The organism is Paraburkholderia lacunae (assembly GCF_003353175.1).
Lineage (GTDB): Bacteria > Pseudomonadota > Gammaproteobacteria > Burkholderiales > Burkholderiaceae > Paraburkholderia > Paraburkholderia lacunae.
Genome location: NZ_QHKS01000018.1, coordinates 1 through 18,218, shown reverse-complemented (window position 1 = coordinate 18,218; position 18,218 = coordinate 1). Strand labels below are relative to the sequence as shown.

The following is an 18,218-nucleotide window of genomic DNA, read 5'->3' as shown; positions in this document are numbered from 1 at the left end:
GATCGGCGTTAGCAAACGCGCCGCTGTTTCAACTCATCAATGCGCCGCCTCCGGCGTCATGCCGTTGTGGCGCAACAGCGCGTCGATATTCGGCTCGCGGCCGCGGAACGCCTTGAACGATTCCATCGCCGGACGGCTGCCGCCCACTTCCAGAATCTCCTTGCGATAACGCATGCCGGTTGCCGCATCGAGCACGCTGCCGCTCGCAGCTTGCGCGGCTTCTTCGAACGCGGCGTAAGCGTCGGCGGACAGGACCTCGGCCCACTTGTAGCTGTAGTAGCCCGCCGCATAACCACCCGCGAAAATATGGCTGAACGTATTCGGCCAACGCGAGAATTCGGCCTGCGGCACCACATGGAAGCGCTCGTTGATCTCACGTGCGAGTTCGGTGGCGTTCTTCGTGCCGGACGCATCGAAGCCGGTATGCAATTGCATGTCGAACATCGAGAACACGATCTGCCGCAGTGTGCCCAGACCGCTCTGGAAGTTCTTCGCGGCCAGCATCTTGTTGAACAGATCGCGCGGCAGCGGCCTCGCCGTTTCGACGTGCGAAGTCATGTCGCGCAGCACGTCCCACTCCCAGCAGAAGTTCTCCATGAACTGCGACGGCAACTCCACCGCGTCCCATTCGACGCCGTTGATGCCCGACACGCCCAGTTCGTCGACGCGCGTGAGCATGTGATGCAGACCGTGGCCGAACTCGTGGAACAGCGTGATCACTTCGTCGTGCGTGAAGCAGGCGGGCTTGCCGCCGACCGGCGCGGAGAAGTTGCAGGTCAGATACGCGACCGGCGTTTGCACGCCGCCGTGCGTGTGTTTGTGGCGGCCGCGCGCATCGTCCATCCAGGCGCCGCCGCGTTTGCCTTCGCGCGCATAGAGGTCGAGGTAGAACTGCGCGACGAGGCCGCCGTCCTGATTCTCGACGCGGAAAAAGCGCACGTCCGGATGCCACACGGCTGCTTCGTCGCGACGGATGCGCACGCCGAACAACGTCTCGGTCACCTTGAAGAGCCCCTTGAATACCGCGTCTTCCGGGAAGTACTGTTTGACTTCGTTTTCGGAGAACGAGTAGCGCTTCTGACGCAGACGTTCAGCGGCGAACGTCATGTCCCACGGCTGCAATTCGGCCATGCCGAGTTCGTTCGCGGCGAATTCGCGCAGTTCCTTCCAGTCCTGTTCCGCATGCGGACGCGCACGCGTGGCGAGATCTTCAAGGAAGCTCATCACTTGCGCGGGCGATTCGGCCATCTTCGGCGCGAGCGATACTTCGGCGAAGTTGTTGTAGCCGAGCATCTGCGCTTCTTCGGCGCGCAGCTTCAGCTGTTCGGCGAGCACCTCGGTGTTGTCCCAGTCGGACTTGCCGTTGCCGTATTGCGGGCCGAGTTCGGACGCGCGCGTCACGTAGGCGCGGTACATCGCTTCGCGCATCGGACGATTTTCCGAGTACTGCATCACCGGGAAATACGACGGGAAGTGCAGCGTGAATTTATAGCCGGTCTTACCGTCGCGTTCGGCGCCTTCCTTCGCGGCTTCGATTACGTCTTCGGGCAGGCCGGCCAGTTCGGCCTCATTGCCGGCTTCGACGAGATACGCGTAGGCGTTGGTCGCGTCGAGCACGTGATCCGAAAACGCCTTCGACAACGCCGCCTGACGTTCCTGCAATTCGGCGAAATGCGGCTTCCGGTCTTCCGGCAATTCCGCGCCGGACAAACGGAAGTCGCGCAGCGCATTGCCGAGGATCTTCTTGCGCTCGCCGGTGAGCGATGCGAAATCGCCGCTCGCGTTGAGCGCCTTGTACTTCTCATACAAGGCGAGATTTTGTCCGACGCTCGACCAGAATTCGGTCACGCGCGGCAGATTCTCGCCGTACACGGCACGCAGCTCCGGCGTGTCGGCCACGGCGTTCAAATGACCGACCACGCTCCAGGCGCGCGAGAGCGGCTCGGTGGCGCGCTCGACCGGTTCGACCACGTCGGCCCATGAGGCTGGCGTGATGGGCTGGGCGGCGCGTTCGACGGCCGCGCTCGCATTGGCGAGCAGTACGTCCAGAGCGGGCGTGACGTGTTCGGGGCGGATCTCGCCAAAGCGCGGCAGGTCGGAGAAATCGAGGAGCGGATTGTCGTGTGTCGAGGGGGTAGTGGACATAAGGCTTCCTGTCTGACGCGGGTGAACGGGTAATCTCGGTGAAGCGACGCAGTGAATCGACGGGCGCGCTGACAACCCAGGCGCGCCCGATATAGCCATTATTGGGGCAGGGCGCGCCGATTCCAATCCGTCGGCAGACAAATTATCAGATGTCGCGGCGCTGCGCGCGGGCGCGGTGTGCCGCGCGCAGGCTGACGCGGCGCTCATGCAGCGCTCATGCAGCGCTTATGTCGCGTCTAGGTGGCGCTTGTGCAGCGCCTATGCAGCGCTTATGTGGCGCGCTTATGTGGTGCCCAGGTGGCGCCGAGGTGGCGCCGAGGTGGCGGATAGGCGTAAGGAATTGGCCGCGTCGCTTTGTGCGAAAGCGAACGGTGAAAATTGCTGCCACGCCGCATTGTGGCGTGTCGCCGTCCGCCAGCAGCGCTTCTGCCAGAGGTATCGATGAATCCGCTTTCGCACGCTCTATCGCGCAACGGCAACAATTTCGACCTCGTGCGGCTTCTTGCCGCCATCGCCGTGGTGTACGGCCATTCGTATCTGCTGCAAGCGCCCGACGGCACGACCGATTGGGTCCAGAACGCGCTCGGCTTCGACGGTTTCGGGGCGCTTGGCGTCTACGCGTTCTTTTTGCTGAGCGGCATGCTGGTGACCGCCAGCTTCGACCGGCAACGCTCGGTGCCTCGTTTCGTGGCGTTGCGCATCGCGCGCTTGTGGCCGGCCGTGGCGGGCGGCTCGCTGGTGACGGTGCTGCTGATCGGGCCGCTCTTCACGACGCTGCCGCTGCGCGACTATTTTGCCTCCAGCGTGACGTGGGCCAATCTGGACAACTTCTCGACCATCGTGCTGAAAACCGGCTGGGTGCTGCCCGGCGTGTTCGAGCACAACCGTTTTGTCTTCGACGTTTGCGCGCCGCTGTGGACGTTGCCGCTCGAAGTGCGCTGCTATCTGATCGTGCTCGTGACCGGTATGCTGGGACTGCTGTCGAACCCGCGCGGCATCGTGCTGGCCGTGGCGCTCGGTTGCGCCGCGTTCGTGTTTCGCGTGCATGTGCCGCATCTGCAGATCGGTCTGCGTGATTTCAGCGAAACGCCCGGCGGCTATTCGTTCTGGCCTGAGCCGTTTTTCATGGTCGGGATGCTGCTGTACGGCTGGCGTGAACGGATCGACATCAACGGGCTGATGGCCCTCACGCTGGCGATGGTTTTTCTCGTGTTCCGCGATACCGCCGGCGCTCAGCTGCTGTTCTATCTGGCCTTCGTGTACGGCGCGCTGTGGGTGGGCACGACACCGCTCCTGCATCGTTTCGTGCCGCGCCACGATTACTCGTACGGGATCTATCTGTATGGCTTCATGATGCAGCAGTGTGTCGCGAGCCTCGCGCCGCAACTGAGCCATGTGACGGCCGTGCTGCTTGCCGCGCCGTTTATCCTTTTGTGCGCGGCGCTGTCGTGGCACTTCGTGGAGCGGCCGGTGCTGAAATGGTGTCGGCGGCGTCTTGCGCGCTCGGATACGCCGCTAGGCTCCGGCATCTCTGCACGCGATCGCGTCGCTCGTTGAGGGTGTCGGGGGCGTTGTTGAGCGGCGCGATTCGATGCCGATGGATCAGGCCATGAAAACCGCCTTAAAAGCGGCCTCGAAAACTGCCTTAAAAGCCGGCGAAAGCGTTTCGCCGGCGTTGCGCCGTTTTGTTGCGTTTAAGCTTTCGCGGCTTCGCGTTCTGCAGCTTCGATCGTATTGACGAGCAGCATCGTGATGGTCATCGGACCGACGCCGCCGGGTACCGGCGTAATGTAGCCGGCCACTTCCTTAACGCCCGCGAAATCGACGTCGCCGCACAGCTTGCCGGTCTCGTCGCGATTCATGCCGACGTCGATCACGGCTGCGCCCGGCTTCACCATGTCCGCGGTGAGAATGTTGTGCAAGCCGGTGGCGGCGACCACCACGTCGGCGTTGCGCGTATGGGCGGCCAGATCGCGCGTCTTGCTATGGCAGATCGTGACGGTCGCGCCGGCTTCGAGCAGCAGCAGCGCCATCGGCTTGCCGACGATGTTCGAGCGGCCGATCACCACCGCGTTCGCGCCTTTCAGCGCAATCTCGTACGCGGCCAGCATTTTCATCACGCCGTATGGCGTGCACGGACGGAACAGCGGTTGACCGGTCATCAGCGCACCGGCATTGGCGACGTGAAAACCGTCGACGTCCTTTTCCCGGGCGATTGCCTCGATCACCTTGTGGCTGTCGATATGCGGCGGCAGCGGCAGCTGCACCAGAATGCCGTGGATGCGCGGATCGCGGTTCAATTCGTCGATGCGCGCGAGCAGATCGGCTTCCGGCAAGTCGGCCGGATAGCGGTCGAACGACGAACCGAGGCCGTTGTCGTGGCATGCCTTGACCTTGTTGCGCACGTACACTTCGCTGGCGGGATTGTCGCCGACCAGCACCACGGCGAGGCCCGGCTGATGGCCGCGGGCGGTGAGGGCGGCGGCGCGCGCGGCGACGTCGGCGCGCAGGGTCTTGGAAAGGGCTAGGCCGTCGATCAGTTTGGCAGTCATGGTCGGTCGAGATGGGCGGTTTGGAAAGCGGGACAACGCTGGCGTGCTGGCTCACAGCTCGCCTGGCGGCGCTTTTTCCGCGAGCCTGTCGGTTCTGGAAAAGCGCGCGGCGCGAATCGGAAAGACGCGCGCCGCTGCGAAGTCCAACATTATACCGGCGCGGCCCTCGCGTGCCGCGCGGCGCCGCGCGCGCTCGTAATGCCACTCAAGGGCACTCAAGGCTGCTCAAGGCCACTCGACGCTATGGCCAGCTATCGACCCGCCGGTTGTGCGCTTACTGCTGCACCGGCTGCCAGGAGTCATCCGGATCGAACGGTTTGATGGCGATGTGTCGAACCATGCGGCTCGCCGTCGCTGCATGCGGTAGAAAGCGCGACCGGAGAAGCGGAGAAGCGGAGAAGCGGAGAAGCGGAGAAGCGGAGAAGCGGAGAAGCGGAGAAGCGGAACAGCAGGGGCGGGCCGGACTGTTGACAGTCCGGCCGCGTCACACCTCAGAGGCGTTCAGGTGAAGCGTGCAGCGCTTGTCGTACTCATTGCGCCTGCTGCGGCTTGTTCGACAACGCGAGTCGCAGCAGATCGGCGACCGTGTTGACGTTGAGCTTTTCCATGATGTTCGCGCGGTGTGCTTCAACCGTCTTGATGCTGATGCCGAGATCGTCGGCGATCTGCTTGTTCAGGCGGCCCGCGATGATGCGCTCGAGCACCTGATGTTCACGCGCGGTCAGCTTGCCCAGACGCTCGGCGGCGGCACGTTGTTGCTGCACGCTGGTGCTTTCGCTGCGCGCCTTGTCGAGCATGCGCTCGACCAGCTTGCGCAACTCGGCTTCGTCGAACGGTTTTTCGATAAAGTCCATTGCGCCTTTTTTCATCGTCGACACCGCCATCGGCACGTCGCCGTGACCCGTCACGAAGATGATCGGCAGCGACGCGTTGTCGGCGATCAGGCGTTCCTGCAACTCGAGCCCGCTCATGCCGGACATCCGCACATCGAGAATCAGACACGCGATCTGGCCAGGGTGCTGATGCGGTTGCCAGGCGTCGATGAACTGCTCGGCGCTGGAGAAGCATTGCACGCGGTAGCCGTTCGCCTCCAGCAGCCAGCGCAGCGAATCTCGCACGGCCTCGTCGTCGTCGACGACAAAGACAGTTTCCTGTGTGGTGACTGGGCTGTTCATAGCTCTCCCGTAACGGTTTGTGGTGTCGGCGCCTCTGACCCGCCGTTGCTCGGGCCGTCAGGCTCTCCAATAGGCAGACTGCAATGGAACGTGGCGCCTGTGATGTGGCCGTCAGATTCGACGTTGTTCACCACCCACAAGCGGCCGCGGTGCGATTCGATAATCGAACGGCAAATGTTCAGCCCCATGCCCATACCGTCGGACTTGGTGCTGTAAAACGGTTCGAACAGCCGCTCGGCTGTTGCTTCGTCGACGCCCGGTCCCTGGTCGACGACGCTGATGCAGACAAACCCGCTCTCCAGCCGCACGACCACGCGAATCACCGGATCGACCGCGTTCGGCCGTGCTTCGGCCATCGCTTCGGCACCGTTCTTTAGCAGGTTGACCAGCACCTGCTCGATCAGTACCGGGTCGACATAGATCACCGGCAGGCGCGAGCGCAGATCGGTGACGATGCGAATGCGTCGCTTGCGCGTTTCGATTTCGGCCAGACCCACCGCGTCCGCGACGATATCGGCCACGCGCGTGGCTTGCCGTTTCGGCTCGCTGCGTTTGACGAACTCGCGGATGCGCTTGATGATCATGCCGGCCCGCACCGCCTGTTGCGCGGTCTTCTCGAGCACGGGCAACAGATTGTCAGGCGTCGTTCGACCGGATTTAACCAGTGCCACGGTTCCGGAGCAATAGTTATTGATGGCGGCGAGCGGTTGATTCAGTTCGTGAGCCAGCGACGACGCCATTTCGCCCATCGTCATCAGGCGGCTGGTGAACTGCAGCTTCTCGTCCTGCTGACGCGAGAGTTCCTGAGCCTGCTTGCGCGTGGTGATGTCGGTCGCGATCTGCATCTGCGCGAGGTGGCCGTCCACCCATTGAATGTACTGACGGCGCACTTCGAACCATTTCTGGATGCTTTGCACATAGATTTCCTGTGCGTCGGCGGTGCTTTCGGTCAACGCGGCGGCAGGCAGGCCCGCATAGGCATCCACCATATCGATCGAATCGGACGACGCCTGCGCGCTATCGAACCCGCCGCCCGCCAATTCCAGATGACCGTCCGGGCGGATGCCGAAGAGGTGGCGATAGTAGCGGTTGGCGAACAGCAGTTCGGCCTCGTCGGCGGCCAGCACCGAGACGGCGGCGTCGAGGCTTTCGAGCACGGTGGTGAAGCGCTCGTGCGCGGCCGCGAGTTCCTCGCGCGCGCGTTTCGGCTCGGTGATGTCCGTCATCGACGACATCCAGCCGGTCTGGCGGCCCGAGCTGTCGATCAGCGGCGAGACATAGAGACGTGCGTGAAACAGCGAGCCGTCCTTGCGGCGCACGCGCAACTCGAAACCCGAGGAGGGCGCCTTGCCGCGCAAGGTCATGTCGAGCTGGCGCTGCATCTCGGGGTAGGCGTCGCGCGGCCAGTAGGCGAACGGCGCATTTTTGCCGACCAGATCGCTTTCGTCCCAGCCGGTCATGCGGCAAAACGCCGGATTGACGTGGGTAATGCGGCCATGCATGTCGAGCACGCGCATGCCGATCAACACCGAGTTTTCCATCGCGCGGCGAAAGAAGGCTTCGGCGTACAGCGCCTGCTGCGCTTCGAAGCGCTGCCGCGTGTGTTTCCACAGGCTCCACAGACTCCACAACACGAAGCACGACAGCCCGGCCACCAGCCAGACCAGCGTGTTGTTGGTGAAGTTGGTCAGCTGCGGGAACGCGTAGACGCGCACCGAAACGCCCTGGCCCGGCGGGTCGAGCGGCAGGTCGTAGAACATGTCGCGCGGCAGGCGCGGGCGGGTCGACGTGGTGGTCAACTCGCGGTTGTTCACGTCGATGATCGAGATCTTGTATTTGGCCGACAGCTCGGGCGGAATGTCGTGCTTCAGGATCCCTTCCACCGAGAACACAGCAGCAATCGTGCCGAGGAAGTCACGGTCGCGGTACACCGGCGTTTGCAGCGTGATGTAGCCGTTGCGCAGGTCGTCGTAAATGAGCGGCGAGTACACCTGGCGGCGCGTGCTGCGCGCCTCGGCGAACGCGGCTTTGACGGCCTCGTCCATCTGCGAATCGTTCGGTTTGGCAAGCCGCTGGCCGAACACCGGCAGTGCGGTATTGGGCCAGCGCGGCTGCTGCTGGCTCGTGTACCAGTTCATGTAGAGGATTTCGGGATGCCCCTGCATGATGTCCGTGGTAGACACCTGGAACGAATGCGGGTCCGAATGGCCGGCGGCGAGGTCGCGGGCGAGCGCCTGGATCTGTTCCTGCGCGCCCGTCATGGACAGGCGGATCTGCTGCTGTGCCCACGCGACGTTACGGTAGAGGGTGTCTTCCTGCTGCTGCTGTTCGCGCCGGTTCAGGCTCCACAGAATCAGGCTCATGACGACCAGGAAAACCAGGATCGACAGGAGCGGCGTCAGCAAATAGGAGTTCGACCACCATGGTCCATGGTGCCAGCGGGAGGACGGCGTCGAATCCGCAGGCGAACCGGCGGTGCGCGCCGAGCGTGCGAAAAGCCGTTCGGTCAACATGCGTGGCATTGTAGCGCAGCGTGTCACTCGAAAATGGCGCAAAAAAGCGCTGAAAGTCACGATAACCGGCGCAAACTAGCCAACGTATCCGTCGATCGGCAGTCAGATCAGGGTGCGCCGCAGCAATTTTCCGCATTATGAGAAGTGATCTCGTAATTCGAAAATCTTGTTGCGCGGACGTCGGGACCCTTATTACAATCGGCCGAAGCTGCCGCGGCCGTGCTTCGTCCGCGTCGTCTGTCCAAAGAGCGTTCCTCTATATCCAGGAGACGAGCATGTCCGCTGTACCCGACGAAGTCATGAAATATGTCGCCGCCGAAAAAGACGACGATCCCCAGGAAACCGGCGAATGGCTGGAAGCGCTGGATGGCGTGATTTCTGCTGTGGGCCCTGACCGCGCTCACTACCTCATCGAAAAGCAAATCGAATTTGCCCGCGTGCACGGCGAACATCTGCCGTTCTCCGCCAACACCCCGTACATCAACACGATCCCGGTCACGCGCCAGGCGCCGATTCCCGGCGACCAGGATCTTGAACACCGCATTCGCTCGTACACGCGCTGGAACGCCATCGCAATGGTGCTGCGCGCCGGCAAGGACACGAATGTCGGCGGCCACATCGCATCGTTCGCGTCGGCCGCCACGCTGTACGACGTCGGCTACAACCATTTCTGGCATGCGCCGTCGGATAAACATGGCGGCGACCTCGTGTTCGTGCAGGGGCACTCGTCGCCGGGCGTGTACTCGCGCGCATTTCTGCTCGGCCGTCTGAGCGAAAACCAGCTCGACAACTTCCGTCAGGAAGTGGGCGGCGAGGGCATCTCGTCGTATCCGCATCCGTGGCTGATGCCGGACTTCTGGCAATTCCCGACCGTCTCGATGGGCCTTGGCCCGATCATGGCGATCTATCAGGCGCGCTTCATGAAGTACATGCAGGCGCGCGGCATCGCGAAGACCGACGGCCGCAAGGTCTGGGCCTTCCTCGGCGACGGCGAAACGGATGAACCGGAATCGCTTGGCGCAATTGGCATGGCCGGCCGCGAACGGCTCGACAACCTCGTGTTCGTGATCAACTGCAACCTGCAGCGCCTGGATGGCCCGGTGCGCGGTAACGGCAAGATCATCCAGGAACTCGAAAGCGAATTCCGCGGCGCCGGCTGGAACGTCATCAAGGTGATCTGGGGCAGCCGCTGGGATGCGTTGTTCCAGCGCGACAAGTCGGGCGCGCTGATGCGCCGGATGATGGAAGTCGTCGACGGCGAATATCAGACGTACAAATCGGAATCGGGCGCGTACGTTCGCGAGCACTTCTTCAACTCGCCGGAACTGAAGGCGCTGGTTGCCGACTGGTCCGACGAGGACATCTGGAACCTGAACCGCGGCGGCCACGATCCGCACAAGATCTACGCCGCGTTTTCGGAAGCCACCAACACGAAGGGCCAGCCGACCGTGATCCTCGCCAAGACGATCAAGGGCTACGGCATGGGCGAGGCCGGTCAGGCAATGAACATCACCCACCAGCAGAAGAAGATGCAGGTGGATCAGCTGAAGAAATTCCGCGACCAGTTCCGTCTGCCGATCTCCGACGAAGACATCGTCAACGTGCCGTACCTCAAGTTCGAAGAAGGTTCGAAGGAACTCGAGTACATGCGCAGCCGCCGCCAGGATCTGGGTGGCTATCTGCCGGCGCGCCGTCAGAAGGCGGAGTCGCTGCCGGTGCCGGAACTGTCGGCATTCGAGCCGCTCCTGAAGGGCACGGGCGAAGGCCGCGAGATCTCCACGACGATGGCGTTCGTGCGGATCCTGAACATCCTGCTGAAAGACAAGGCGCTCGGTAAGCGCGTCGTGCCGATCGTGCCGGACGAATCGCGTACCTTCGGTATGGAAGGCCTGTTCCGCCAGATCGGCATCTGGAATCAGGACGGCCAGAAGTACGTGCCGGAAGATTCCGACCAGCTGATGTTCTACCGTGAATCGGAAACCGGTCAGATCCTGCAGGAAGGCATCAACGAAGCCGGCGGCATGTCGGATTGGATCGCAGCCGCGACGTCATACTCGACGCACGGCGAGATCATGATCCCGTTCTACATCTTCTACTCGATGTTCGGCTTCCAGCGTATCGGCGACCTGGCATGGGCGGCGGGCGACATGCGCTCGCGCGGCTTCCTGCTGGGCGGCACTGCCGGCCGTACGACGCTGAACGGCGAAGGTCTGCAACACGAAGACGGCCACTCGCTGCTGTGGGCCGCTTCGGTGCCGAACTGCATCAGCTATGACCCGACCTTCGGTTACGAACTCGCGGTCATCATGCAGGACGGTCTGCGCCGCATGGTCGCCGAGCAGGAGGACGTGTACTACTACATCACGGTGATGAACGAAAACTACGAGCACCCGGCGATGCCGCAGGGCGATGCTGTAGCGTCCGACATCATCAAGGGCATGTACTCGTTCAAGAAGGCAGAAGCCGACGGGAAGGCGCCGCGCGTGCAACTGATGGGCGCGGGCACGATCTTCAACGAAGTGATCGCCGCTGCCGATCTGCTGAAAAACGACTGGGGCGTCGCCGCCGATCTGTGGAGCGTGCCGAGCTTCACCGAGCTCGCGCGCGAAGGTCACGAAGTGCAGCGCTGGAACCTGCTGCACCCGACGGAAGAAAAGAAGCTCTCGCACGTCGAGAAGCTGCTGAAGGACGCACAAGGTCCGGTGATCGCTTCGACCGACTACGTGCGTGCGCTGACCGAGCAGATCCGCGCGTTCGTGCCGCACAAGTTCGTCGTGCTGGGCACGGACGGCTACGGCCGTTCGGACACGCGTGAAAAGCTGCGCCACTTCTTCGAAGTCGACCGCTACTGGGTCACGGTTGCCGCGTTGAATGCACTGGCAGATGAAGGCACGATCGAACGCAAGGTCGTCGCCGAGGCGCTCAAGAAGTACAACCTTGATCCCGCCAAACCCAACCCGATGACCGTCTAAGGCATCATTCCCCGTGTGCCACGGCGTGCGCGCCCGCCCCTGATTGTCAGGGGCGGGCCGCGTGCGCGGCCCAGGAGACACTAACAATGAGTCAAGCGATCGAAGTCAAGGTGCCGGACATCGGCGATTACAAGGACATCCCTGTGATCGAGGTGCTGGTGAAGGCGGGTGATACCGTCGAGAAAGAGCAGTCGCTCGTGACGCTGGAGTCCGACAAGGCGACCATGGACGTGCCGAGCTCAGCTGCGGGCGTCGTCAAGGAAGTGAGGGTCAAGGTTGGCGACAACGTGTCGGAAGGCTCGCTGATCGTCGTGCTGGATGGAGCTGCAGGCGGTGCCGCTGCTTCGCCCGCACCGGCCCCGGCGCCTGCTGCCGCACCGGCTCCCGCGCCGGCTGCTGCTGCTGCGCCCGCCCCGGCGTCGGCTGCAAGCGGCGGCGGTCTGCAAGAAGTCAAAGTGCCGGATATCGGCGACTACAAAGATATTCCCGTGATCGAAGTCGCGGTGAAGGTCGGCGATCGTGTCGAGAAAGAGCAGTCGCTCGTGACGCTCGAATCCGACAAGGCGACCATGGACGTGCCGAGCACGGCCGCGGGCGTCGTCAAGGAATTGAAGGTCAAGGTGGGCGATACCGTGTCGGAAGGCTCGGTGATCGTCGTGGTGGAGGCCGAAGGTGGCGCGGCTGCGCTGGCTCCCGCGCCGAAGCAGGAAACCGTCGAGAAGCCGTCGGATGCGCCGGCTGCACCGTCGCCCGCTCCGGCGTCGCCGTCGGCGCTTGCGCTAGCGCCGGTGATTCCGGCCGGCGAAGGCGGCGCGCGGCATTCGAGCCATGCCTCGCCGTCCGTGCGCAAGTTCGCGCGCGAACTCGGCGTCGATGTGACGCAAGTGCAGGGCACGGGTCCGAAGGGCCGTATCACGCAAGCGGACGTGACTGCCTTCATCAAGGGCGTCATGACCGGCCAGCGTGCTGCTCCGGCAGCCGCGGCTGCACCTGCCGCGGCTGGCGGCGAGTTGAACCTGCTGCCGTGGCCGAAGGTCGACTTCACCAAGTTCGGCCCGATCGATCCGAAGCCGCTGTCGCGCATCAAGAAGATTTCGGGCGCGAATCTGCATCGCAACTGGGTCATGATTCCGCACGTCACGAACAACGACGAAGCGGACATCACCGAACTCGAAGCACTGCGCGTGCAGTTGAACAAGGAAAACGAAAAGGCCGGCGTGAAGATCACGATGCTGGCGTTCGTCATCAAGGCTGTCGTGTCCGCCCTGAAGAAATTCCCGACGTTTAACGCCAGCCTCGACGGCGACAACCTCGTGTTCAAGCAGTACTACCACGTGGGCTTTGCTGCCGATACGCCGAACGGCCTGGTGGTTCCGGTGATTCGCGACGCGGACAAGAAGGGTCTGGTCGAGATCGCGAGAGAAATGACCGATCTGTCGAAGGCGGCGCGCGAAGGCAAGCTGAAGCCGGACCAGATGCAAGGCGGTTGCTTCTCGATTTCTTCGCTGGGTGGGATTGGCGGCACGAACTTCACGCCGATTATCAATGCGCCTGAAGTCGCCATTCTCGGTTTGTCGCGCGGCGCGATGAAGCCGGTGTGGGACGGGAAGCAGTTTGTGCCGCGCTTGATGTTGCCGCTGTCTTTGTCGTATGACCATCGCGTGATCGATGGGGCGGAAGCGGCGCGCTTCAATGCGTACCTTGGGTCGATTCTTGCCGATTTTCGGCGTGTGATTCTTTGATCTTTTGATGATTGCCTGCGGCGCGGATCGCTTTTTTTGTTAATGGCTTATCCGCGTCTCTTCGTTGAACCTGCTTTCTTATCGGTCTGTTGGCGTTGCCCCGGTGCGGGGCGACACCTACTTTTCTTTGCCTTGCCGAAGAAAAGTAGGCAAAGAAAGGCGCGCACTCCAAGGGTAGTTCCCGCGGGGTGTCCTTCGGCGCACGGCAAAGGCTGATTCTGTTCGGCGCGCCGCCAGCTTTCAGGCTGATTGTTCTCCGGTTCTTCGCTTCATCAACGATCAATAAGAGAAGGGGACACTATGAGTCTCGTCGAAGTAAAAGTGCCGGATATCGGTGACTTCAAAGACGTCGATGTCGTCGAAGTCAATATCAAACCGGGCGACGTCATCGAGAACGAACAGGCGCTGATGACGCTCGAGTCCGATAAGGCCTCCATCGAAGTGCCGAGCGATATCGCCGGCACCGTCAAGGAAGTCCGCGTCAAAGCCGGCGACAAAGTCTCGGAAGGCACGATCATCGCGCTCGTCGAAACGTCAGCGGATGCAGCTCCGGCTAAAGCACCGGAGAAGGCACCCGCTCAAGCGGCACCGCAAGCTGCGGCAGCGCCGGCACCCAGGGCCGCCGCGCCCGCACCGCAGGCCGGTAGTTTCTCCGGCAGCGTCGACATCGAGTGCGACATGCTCGTGCTGGGGTCGGGTCCCGGCGGTTACTCCGCTGCATTCCGCTCGGCCGACCTCGGCATGAAGACGGTGCTGGTCGAACGCTATGCGACGCTTGGCGGCGTCTGTCTGAACGTCGGCTGTATCCCATCGAAGGCGCTTCTGCACACGGCCCTCGTGATCGACGAAGCCGAAGCGCTCGGCGCGCACGGCATCACGTTCGCCAAGCCGCAAATCGACATCGACAAGCTGCGCGACTTCAAGTCGAGCGTCGTCAAGAAGCTCACCGGCGGTCTCGCCGGCATGGCGAAGATGCGCAAGGTCGAAGTCGTGACGGGCACCGGCGCGTTCGTCGATCCGTATCACATGGAAGTGCAGACCGAGGGCGGCAAGAAGGTCGTCAAGTTCAAGCAGGCCATCATCGCGGCGGGCTCGGAAGCGGTGAAGCTGCCGTTCATGCCGGAAGATCCGCGCGTGGTCGATTCGACCGGCGCGCTCGAACTGCGCCAGATCCCGCAACGCATGCTCGTGATCGGCGGCGGCATCATCGGCCTCGAAATGGCAACGGTGTATGCAACGCTCGGCGCGCAGATCGAAGTGGTCGAAATGCTCGACGGTCTGATGACCGGTGCAGATCGCGATCTGGTCAAGGTCTGGCAGAAGTACAACAGCAAGCGTTTTGCCAACGTCATGCTGAAGACCAAAACCACCGCGGCTGAGGCGAAGGAAGACGGCATCTACGTGTCGTTCGAAGGTGAACAGGCCCCGGCCGAAGCGCAACGCTACGACCTCGTGCTGGTCGCTGTCGGCCGCTCGCCGAACGGCAAGAAGATCGGCGCGGACAAGGCCGGTGTCGCGGTCACGGATCGCGGCTTCATCGACGTCGACAAGCAGATGCGCACGAACGTGCCGCACATCTTCGCAATCGGCGATATCGTCGGTCAGCCGATGCTCGCGCACAAAGCTGTGCATGAAGCTCACGTGGCCGCCGAAGTCGCACATGGCGAAAAGGCGTACTTCGACGCGCTGCAGATTCCGTCGGTGGCCTACACCGATCCTGAAGTGGCATGGGCCGGCAGGACGGAAGACGAGTTGAAGGCCGAAGGCATCAAGTACGGCAAGGCCGTGTTCCCGTGGGCCGCGTCAGGCCGCGCAATCGCCAACGGCCGCGATGAAGGCTTCACCAAGCTGATCTTCGACGAAGAAACGCATCGCGTGATCGGCGGCGGAATCGTCGGTCTGAATGCCGGCGATCTGATTAGCGAAATCTGCCTTGCGGTCGAAATGGGTGCGGACGCAACGGATATCGGTAAGACGATTCATCCGCATCCGACGCTCGGCGAATCGATCGGTATGGCCGCCGAGTTGTATGAAGGCGTCTGCACCGACTTGCCGCCGCAGAAAAAGAAGTAACGCTGAAGGGGCCGTTCGCATTTGAACGGTCTTCCAGAAGCCGGTATCAAAGAAAAACGGCGCATCCTGTAAAGGGATGCGCCGTTTTTTTATTGCAGCAAGCAGAGCAGAGCGTTTACCGGTTGGGGCATGGAACTCGCGGCAACCCGCGTAAAACGCAGCAAGCCGCGGGAAAAAAAATCCCGGCCTTCGCCGGGCAAACGATACGCTGTTCAACGTATCGGAGCGTTCGGCCGTGCGGCGCGGCGTAAGGCTACGCGGCACCGCACGGCGCTGTTGCTTTCGATACCGCCGGCCCTGTTTGGCGCGAGGCCGGCTCGTTGTTGAACCTTAGACCGCCTTCTTGGTCGAGCGCGATGCTTGCGCCGCAGCTTGCGATGCTGCCTTCGATGCGGCCGTAGCGGCTGCATTGAAGTTGCTTTCGGCGATTTCGACAGCTTGCTTGGTCGCCTTGTGGACCGTTTCGTACGTGGTGTTGGCAGCGGTGATAGCCGACTTCATCACGGCGACTGCGGTTTCCGAGCCAGCCGGTGCATTCTTGGCAACGTTTTCGACGAGCGATTGAACCTTGCGGTTCTGCTCTTCGAATTGCGCTTCAGCAACGCGGGTGAATTCACCTTGCGTAGCCGAAACGATTTCATACACGTGACGACCGTACGACAGTGCCTTCTCGGCCACCGGCTGCGCGAGGCTGGCTTGCAGCGCCAGCAGTTCCTGCGCGTCCTTCACCGACAATGCACGTTGTGCGTTTTCCTGGCTTTCCGCGAGCGTTGACTTCACGACTTGCAGGTTCAGTTCAACCAGCTTTTCGACGCCTTCAAATGCTTTGGTCGTCAGGCCGAACAACGTTTCAAAGTTGGCTTTCTGGGCTGCGGCGAATTGCTCAGGGGTCAGCAGAGTCATGGTTTACGCTCCTGGATTACGGTCTGTCTGTGCGGACCGTATTGGGTTGATGGCGAGACGCATCAATTCGTCTCCTCCGCACCGCGATGTTTGTGCATCGCAGCAATGGTTCCCATTTTAGGATGACGGCGGGGAATGTCAAGTGTTTTTTGTGCGTTGCACCAAATTAAAAAAATGCTTATAAAACAGTACGTTATGCGGCATGCATGACATCCGTATGACGCAGGTCAATTTAACTTTCGCACCGCGCTGGTGCGCAAAGAAACCGTATTTTTTACCGAAAAAGGGGCGGATTCTGGTCGGCGCTCGTGAGCGTGGAGGCGGGCGCAGCGCCCTCTCCGGGGGACAAAAATTCGCGCCGCTGCCCATTCGGTGTAAACCGGAAAGCGTCACGGAACGTTAATGTTCTACGCCGGTCGAATGCGCGTTGGCTGGTTTCCAGCAGGTATTTAACAACCTGTGGCGAGTCCCCGGCAATGTTCCGCTGCGCGGGCCACGCTTCGCAGGTTCGCGCTCAGACCGTATTTCCCCTGATCAAGGTTGTCTCGAAATTGCCGTTATGCTGAAAGAATCGCGTCGATTCCGACGGATAGCGGCGGCGAGACGAGACGCGCGGCGATCGTTTTTTTCGATCGACGCGCAGCACTTATTCGTGTTTTTGCGATCGGAGCTTACAATCCGGTTTAAGGAGCACGTATAAGTGCTTAAAATTGCTAATTTTTCGTTGTTTTACTACACTTGCGGAAACCTCTCGCCGCTCCCTAACGAACACCAATGAAAACCGACATGTTTTCGTCGCTAAAAGTGATCCACGGCGCGGCCCGCAGCACCGCTCTGTCGGTGGCCGCCTCCATGGTCATCGCGGCGGCGTTCGCCACACCTGTGACTGCTTATGCCGCAACGCCCGCCGCAACTGCACAATCCCCTAAACACGCGAAAGCAGGCAAGAAGCCGGCAGCCGCCACCGCCAAGGTGTCGAGCAAGTCGTTGAAGGCCGGCAACAGCGCAGCTGCACAGCCCGTCGCCGCTGATGACGACGCGCCGCGCGCAAGCGTCAAGCGCAAGCGCGTGACGTACACGACGAACGGACGCCATCACTCGGTGATGCGTCGTGTCGCGTACGAACCGCGCCAGCCGAGCGTCGGCCAGGCGTTCGGTCTGCACGACACGCCTGACGCGCTAATGTTGCGTTCGAGCGTGGCGTACGTGATCGACCAGAACACCGGCGAATCGCTCTTCGACAAGAACTCGCGCGCCGTGGTGCCGATCGCCTCGATCACCAAGCTGATGACCGCGATGGTGGTGCTCGACTCGAAGGAGCTGATGACCGACCAGATCGAGGTCACGGATGAAGACCGCGACTACGAGAAGAACACCGGCTCGCGCCTGTCGGTAGGCTCCGTGCTCTCGCGCGAAGACATGCTGCACATCGCATTGATGGCGTCGGAAAACCGCGCTGCTGCGGCTTTGTCGCGTTATTTTCCGGGCGGCCGTCCGGCGTTCCTCGCGGCGATGAACGCGAAAGCCAAACAGCTCGGCATGACCGACACGCACTTCGAAAACCCCACTGGCTTGACGAGCCAGAACGTGTCGAGCGCGCGCGACCTCGTGAAGATGGTCAACGCCGCGTATCAGTATCCGGTGATCCGCAAGTTCTCGACCGACCGCAGCTATGAGGTGTACACCGGCAAGCGTACGCTGGCGTACAACAGCACCAACGCACTGGTGCGCAATCCGACGTGGGACATCGGTCTGCAAAAGACCGGTTTCATCAACGAAGCAGGCGAGTGCCTCGTGATGCAGGCGACCATTCATGGCCGTCCGATGATCATGGTGCTGCTCGACTCGTCGGGTAAGTACTCGCGCTTCGCGGACGCCACGCGTCTGCGGACGTGGCTCGATAACGGCGGCGATCAGCCGCGCATCACCAGCGCCGATGCCGGCGGTGCGGGCACCTGAAGCAATCCGAAGCATCTCTCCGGCAGCCGGTTTTCGGACTGGTGCTCAGGGAAGCAAGCAGCTGACCCGTCCTGACATAGGTTGACACCTACGCACCGCTGTTCGCGGTTAGAAACGCCCGATGAACTTCATCGGGCGTTCTGTATTTTAAAGAATGATGCGGTCGTTCCTGGTTGTAGATCTG

Annotated in this window: 10 protein-coding genes; 5 read left to right on the top strand and 5 right to left on the bottom strand. The window is 61.9% G+C overall.

The features are described from left to right. Positions 1–36 precede the first annotated feature (36 nt). The gene (locus DLM46_RS25025) at positions 37–2,145 is read right to left on the bottom strand and encodes a M3 family metallopeptidase (RefSeq protein ID WP_115105020.1); all 2,109 of its coding nucleotides are present in this window, start codon (positions 2,143–2,145) and stop codon (positions 37–39) included. A 441-nt stretch (positions 2,146–2,586) separates the two neighbouring features. On the opposite strand from DLM46_RS25025, the gene DLM46_RS25020 reads away from it, so the two are divergent. Next, positions 2,587–3,702 (top strand): acyltransferase family protein, encoded by a 1,116-nt coding sequence (locus DLM46_RS25020; RefSeq protein ID WP_115105017.1) that lies wholly within the window; start codon positions 2,587–2,589, stop codon positions 3,700–3,702. A 137-nt stretch (positions 3,703–3,839) separates the two neighbouring features. Here DLM46_RS25020 and folD read toward each other — a convergent pair whose 3' ends face one another. The 3 genes from folD to fixL form a co-directional block, all read right to left on the bottom strand. Next, positions 3,840–4,697: a bifunctional methylenetetrahydrofolate dehydrogenase/methenyltetrahydrofolate cyclohydrolase FolD gene (folD, locus tag DLM46_RS25015; protein WP_115105015.1), complete on the bottom strand. Its 858-nt coding sequence runs from the start codon at positions 4,695–4,697 to the stop codon at positions 3,840–3,842. 530 nt (positions 4,698–5,227) lie between these two features. Beyond that, positions 5,228–5,872: an oxygen response regulator transcription factor FixJ gene (gene fixJ, locus DLM46_RS25010; protein ID WP_073427541.1), complete on the bottom strand. Its 645-nt coding sequence runs from the start codon at positions 5,870–5,872 to the stop codon at positions 5,228–5,230. Continuing rightward, positions 5,869–8,385, bottom strand: a complete 2,517-nt coding sequence (gene fixL / locus DLM46_RS25005; protein WP_115105012.1) for an oxygen sensor histidine kinase FixL — start codon at positions 8,383–8,385, stop codon at positions 5,869–5,871. The genes fixJ and fixL overlap by 4 nt, the downstream gene beginning before the upstream one ends. A gap of 275 nt (positions 8,386–8,660) precedes the next feature. Between fixL and aceE the strand changes: the two genes are divergently transcribed. From aceE to lpdA, 3 genes are all read left to right on the top strand, one after another. Continuing rightward, positions 8,661–11,357: a pyruvate dehydrogenase (acetyl-transferring), homodimeric type gene (aceE, locus tag DLM46_RS25000; RefSeq protein ID WP_115105010.1), complete on the top strand. Its 2,697-nt coding sequence runs from the start codon at positions 8,661–8,663 to the stop codon at positions 11,355–11,357. 86 nt (positions 11,358–11,443) lie between these two features. Continuing rightward, the gene (gene aceF, locus DLM46_RS24995) at positions 11,444–13,099 is read left to right on the top strand and encodes a dihydrolipoyllysine-residue acetyltransferase (RefSeq protein ID WP_115105008.1); all 1,656 of its coding nucleotides are present in this window, start codon (positions 11,444–11,446) and stop codon (positions 13,097–13,099) included. Between the two features lie 300 nt (positions 13,100–13,399). Continuing rightward, positions 13,400–15,172 carry a dihydrolipoyl dehydrogenase gene (gene lpdA / locus DLM46_RS24990; protein WP_115105005.1) on the top strand — a complete coding sequence of 591 codons (1,773 nt, stop codon included), beginning with the start codon at positions 13,400–13,402 and terminating at the stop codon, positions 15,170–15,172. A gap of 330 nt (positions 15,173–15,502) precedes the next feature. Here lpdA and DLM46_RS24985 read toward each other — a convergent pair whose 3' ends face one another. Further along, positions 15,503–16,075, bottom strand: coding sequence for a phasin family protein (locus tag DLM46_RS24985; RefSeq protein ID WP_115105003.1), 573 nt, complete (start codon positions 16,073–16,075; stop codon positions 15,503–15,505). A gap of 774 nt (positions 16,076–16,849) precedes the next feature. Here DLM46_RS24985 and pbpG point away from each other — a divergent pair. Beyond that, the gene (gene pbpG / locus DLM46_RS24980) at positions 16,850–18,034 is read left to right on the top strand and encodes a D-alanyl-D-alanine endopeptidase (protein WP_115105001.1); all 1,185 of its coding nucleotides are present in this window, start codon (positions 16,850–16,852) and stop codon (positions 18,032–18,034) included. Positions 18,035–18,218: the final 184 nt, after the last annotated feature.

Excerpts from the sequence above, each read along its gene's own strand:
- DLM46_RS25025 (WP_115105020.1), bottom strand. The coding sequence starts at position 2,145 with ATGTCCACTACCCCCTCGACACACGACAATCCGCTCCTCGATTTCTCC.
- DLM46_RS25020 (WP_115105017.1), top strand. The coding sequence starts at position 2,587 with ATGAATCCGCTTTCGCACGCTCTATCGCGCAACGGCAACAATTTCGAC.
- folD (WP_115105015.1), bottom strand. The coding sequence starts at position 4,697 with ATGACTGCCAAACTGATCGACGGCCTAGCCCTTTCCAAGACCCTGCGC.
- fixJ (WP_073427541.1), bottom strand. The coding sequence starts at position 5,872 with ATGAACAGCCCAGTCACCACACAGGAAACTGTCTTTGTCGTCGACGAC.
- fixL (WP_115105012.1), bottom strand. The coding sequence starts at position 8,385 with ATGTTGACCGAACGGCTTTTCGCACGCTCGGCGCGCACCGCCGGTTCG.
- aceE (WP_115105010.1), top strand. The coding sequence starts at position 8,661 with ATGTCCGCTGTACCCGACGAAGTCATGAAATATGTCGCCGCCGAAAAA.
- aceF (WP_115105008.1), top strand. The coding sequence starts at position 11,444 with ATGAGTCAAGCGATCGAAGTCAAGGTGCCGGACATCGGCGATTACAAG.
- lpdA (WP_115105005.1), top strand. The coding sequence starts at position 13,400 with ATGAGTCTCGTCGAAGTAAAAGTGCCGGATATCGGTGACTTCAAAGAC.
- DLM46_RS24985 (WP_115105003.1), bottom strand. The coding sequence starts at position 16,075 with ATGACTCTGCTGACCCCTGAGCAATTCGCCGCAGCCCAGAAAGCCAAC.
- pbpG (WP_115105001.1), top strand. The coding sequence starts at position 16,850 with ATGAAAACCGACATGTTTTCGTCGCTAAAAGTGATCCACGGCGCGGCC.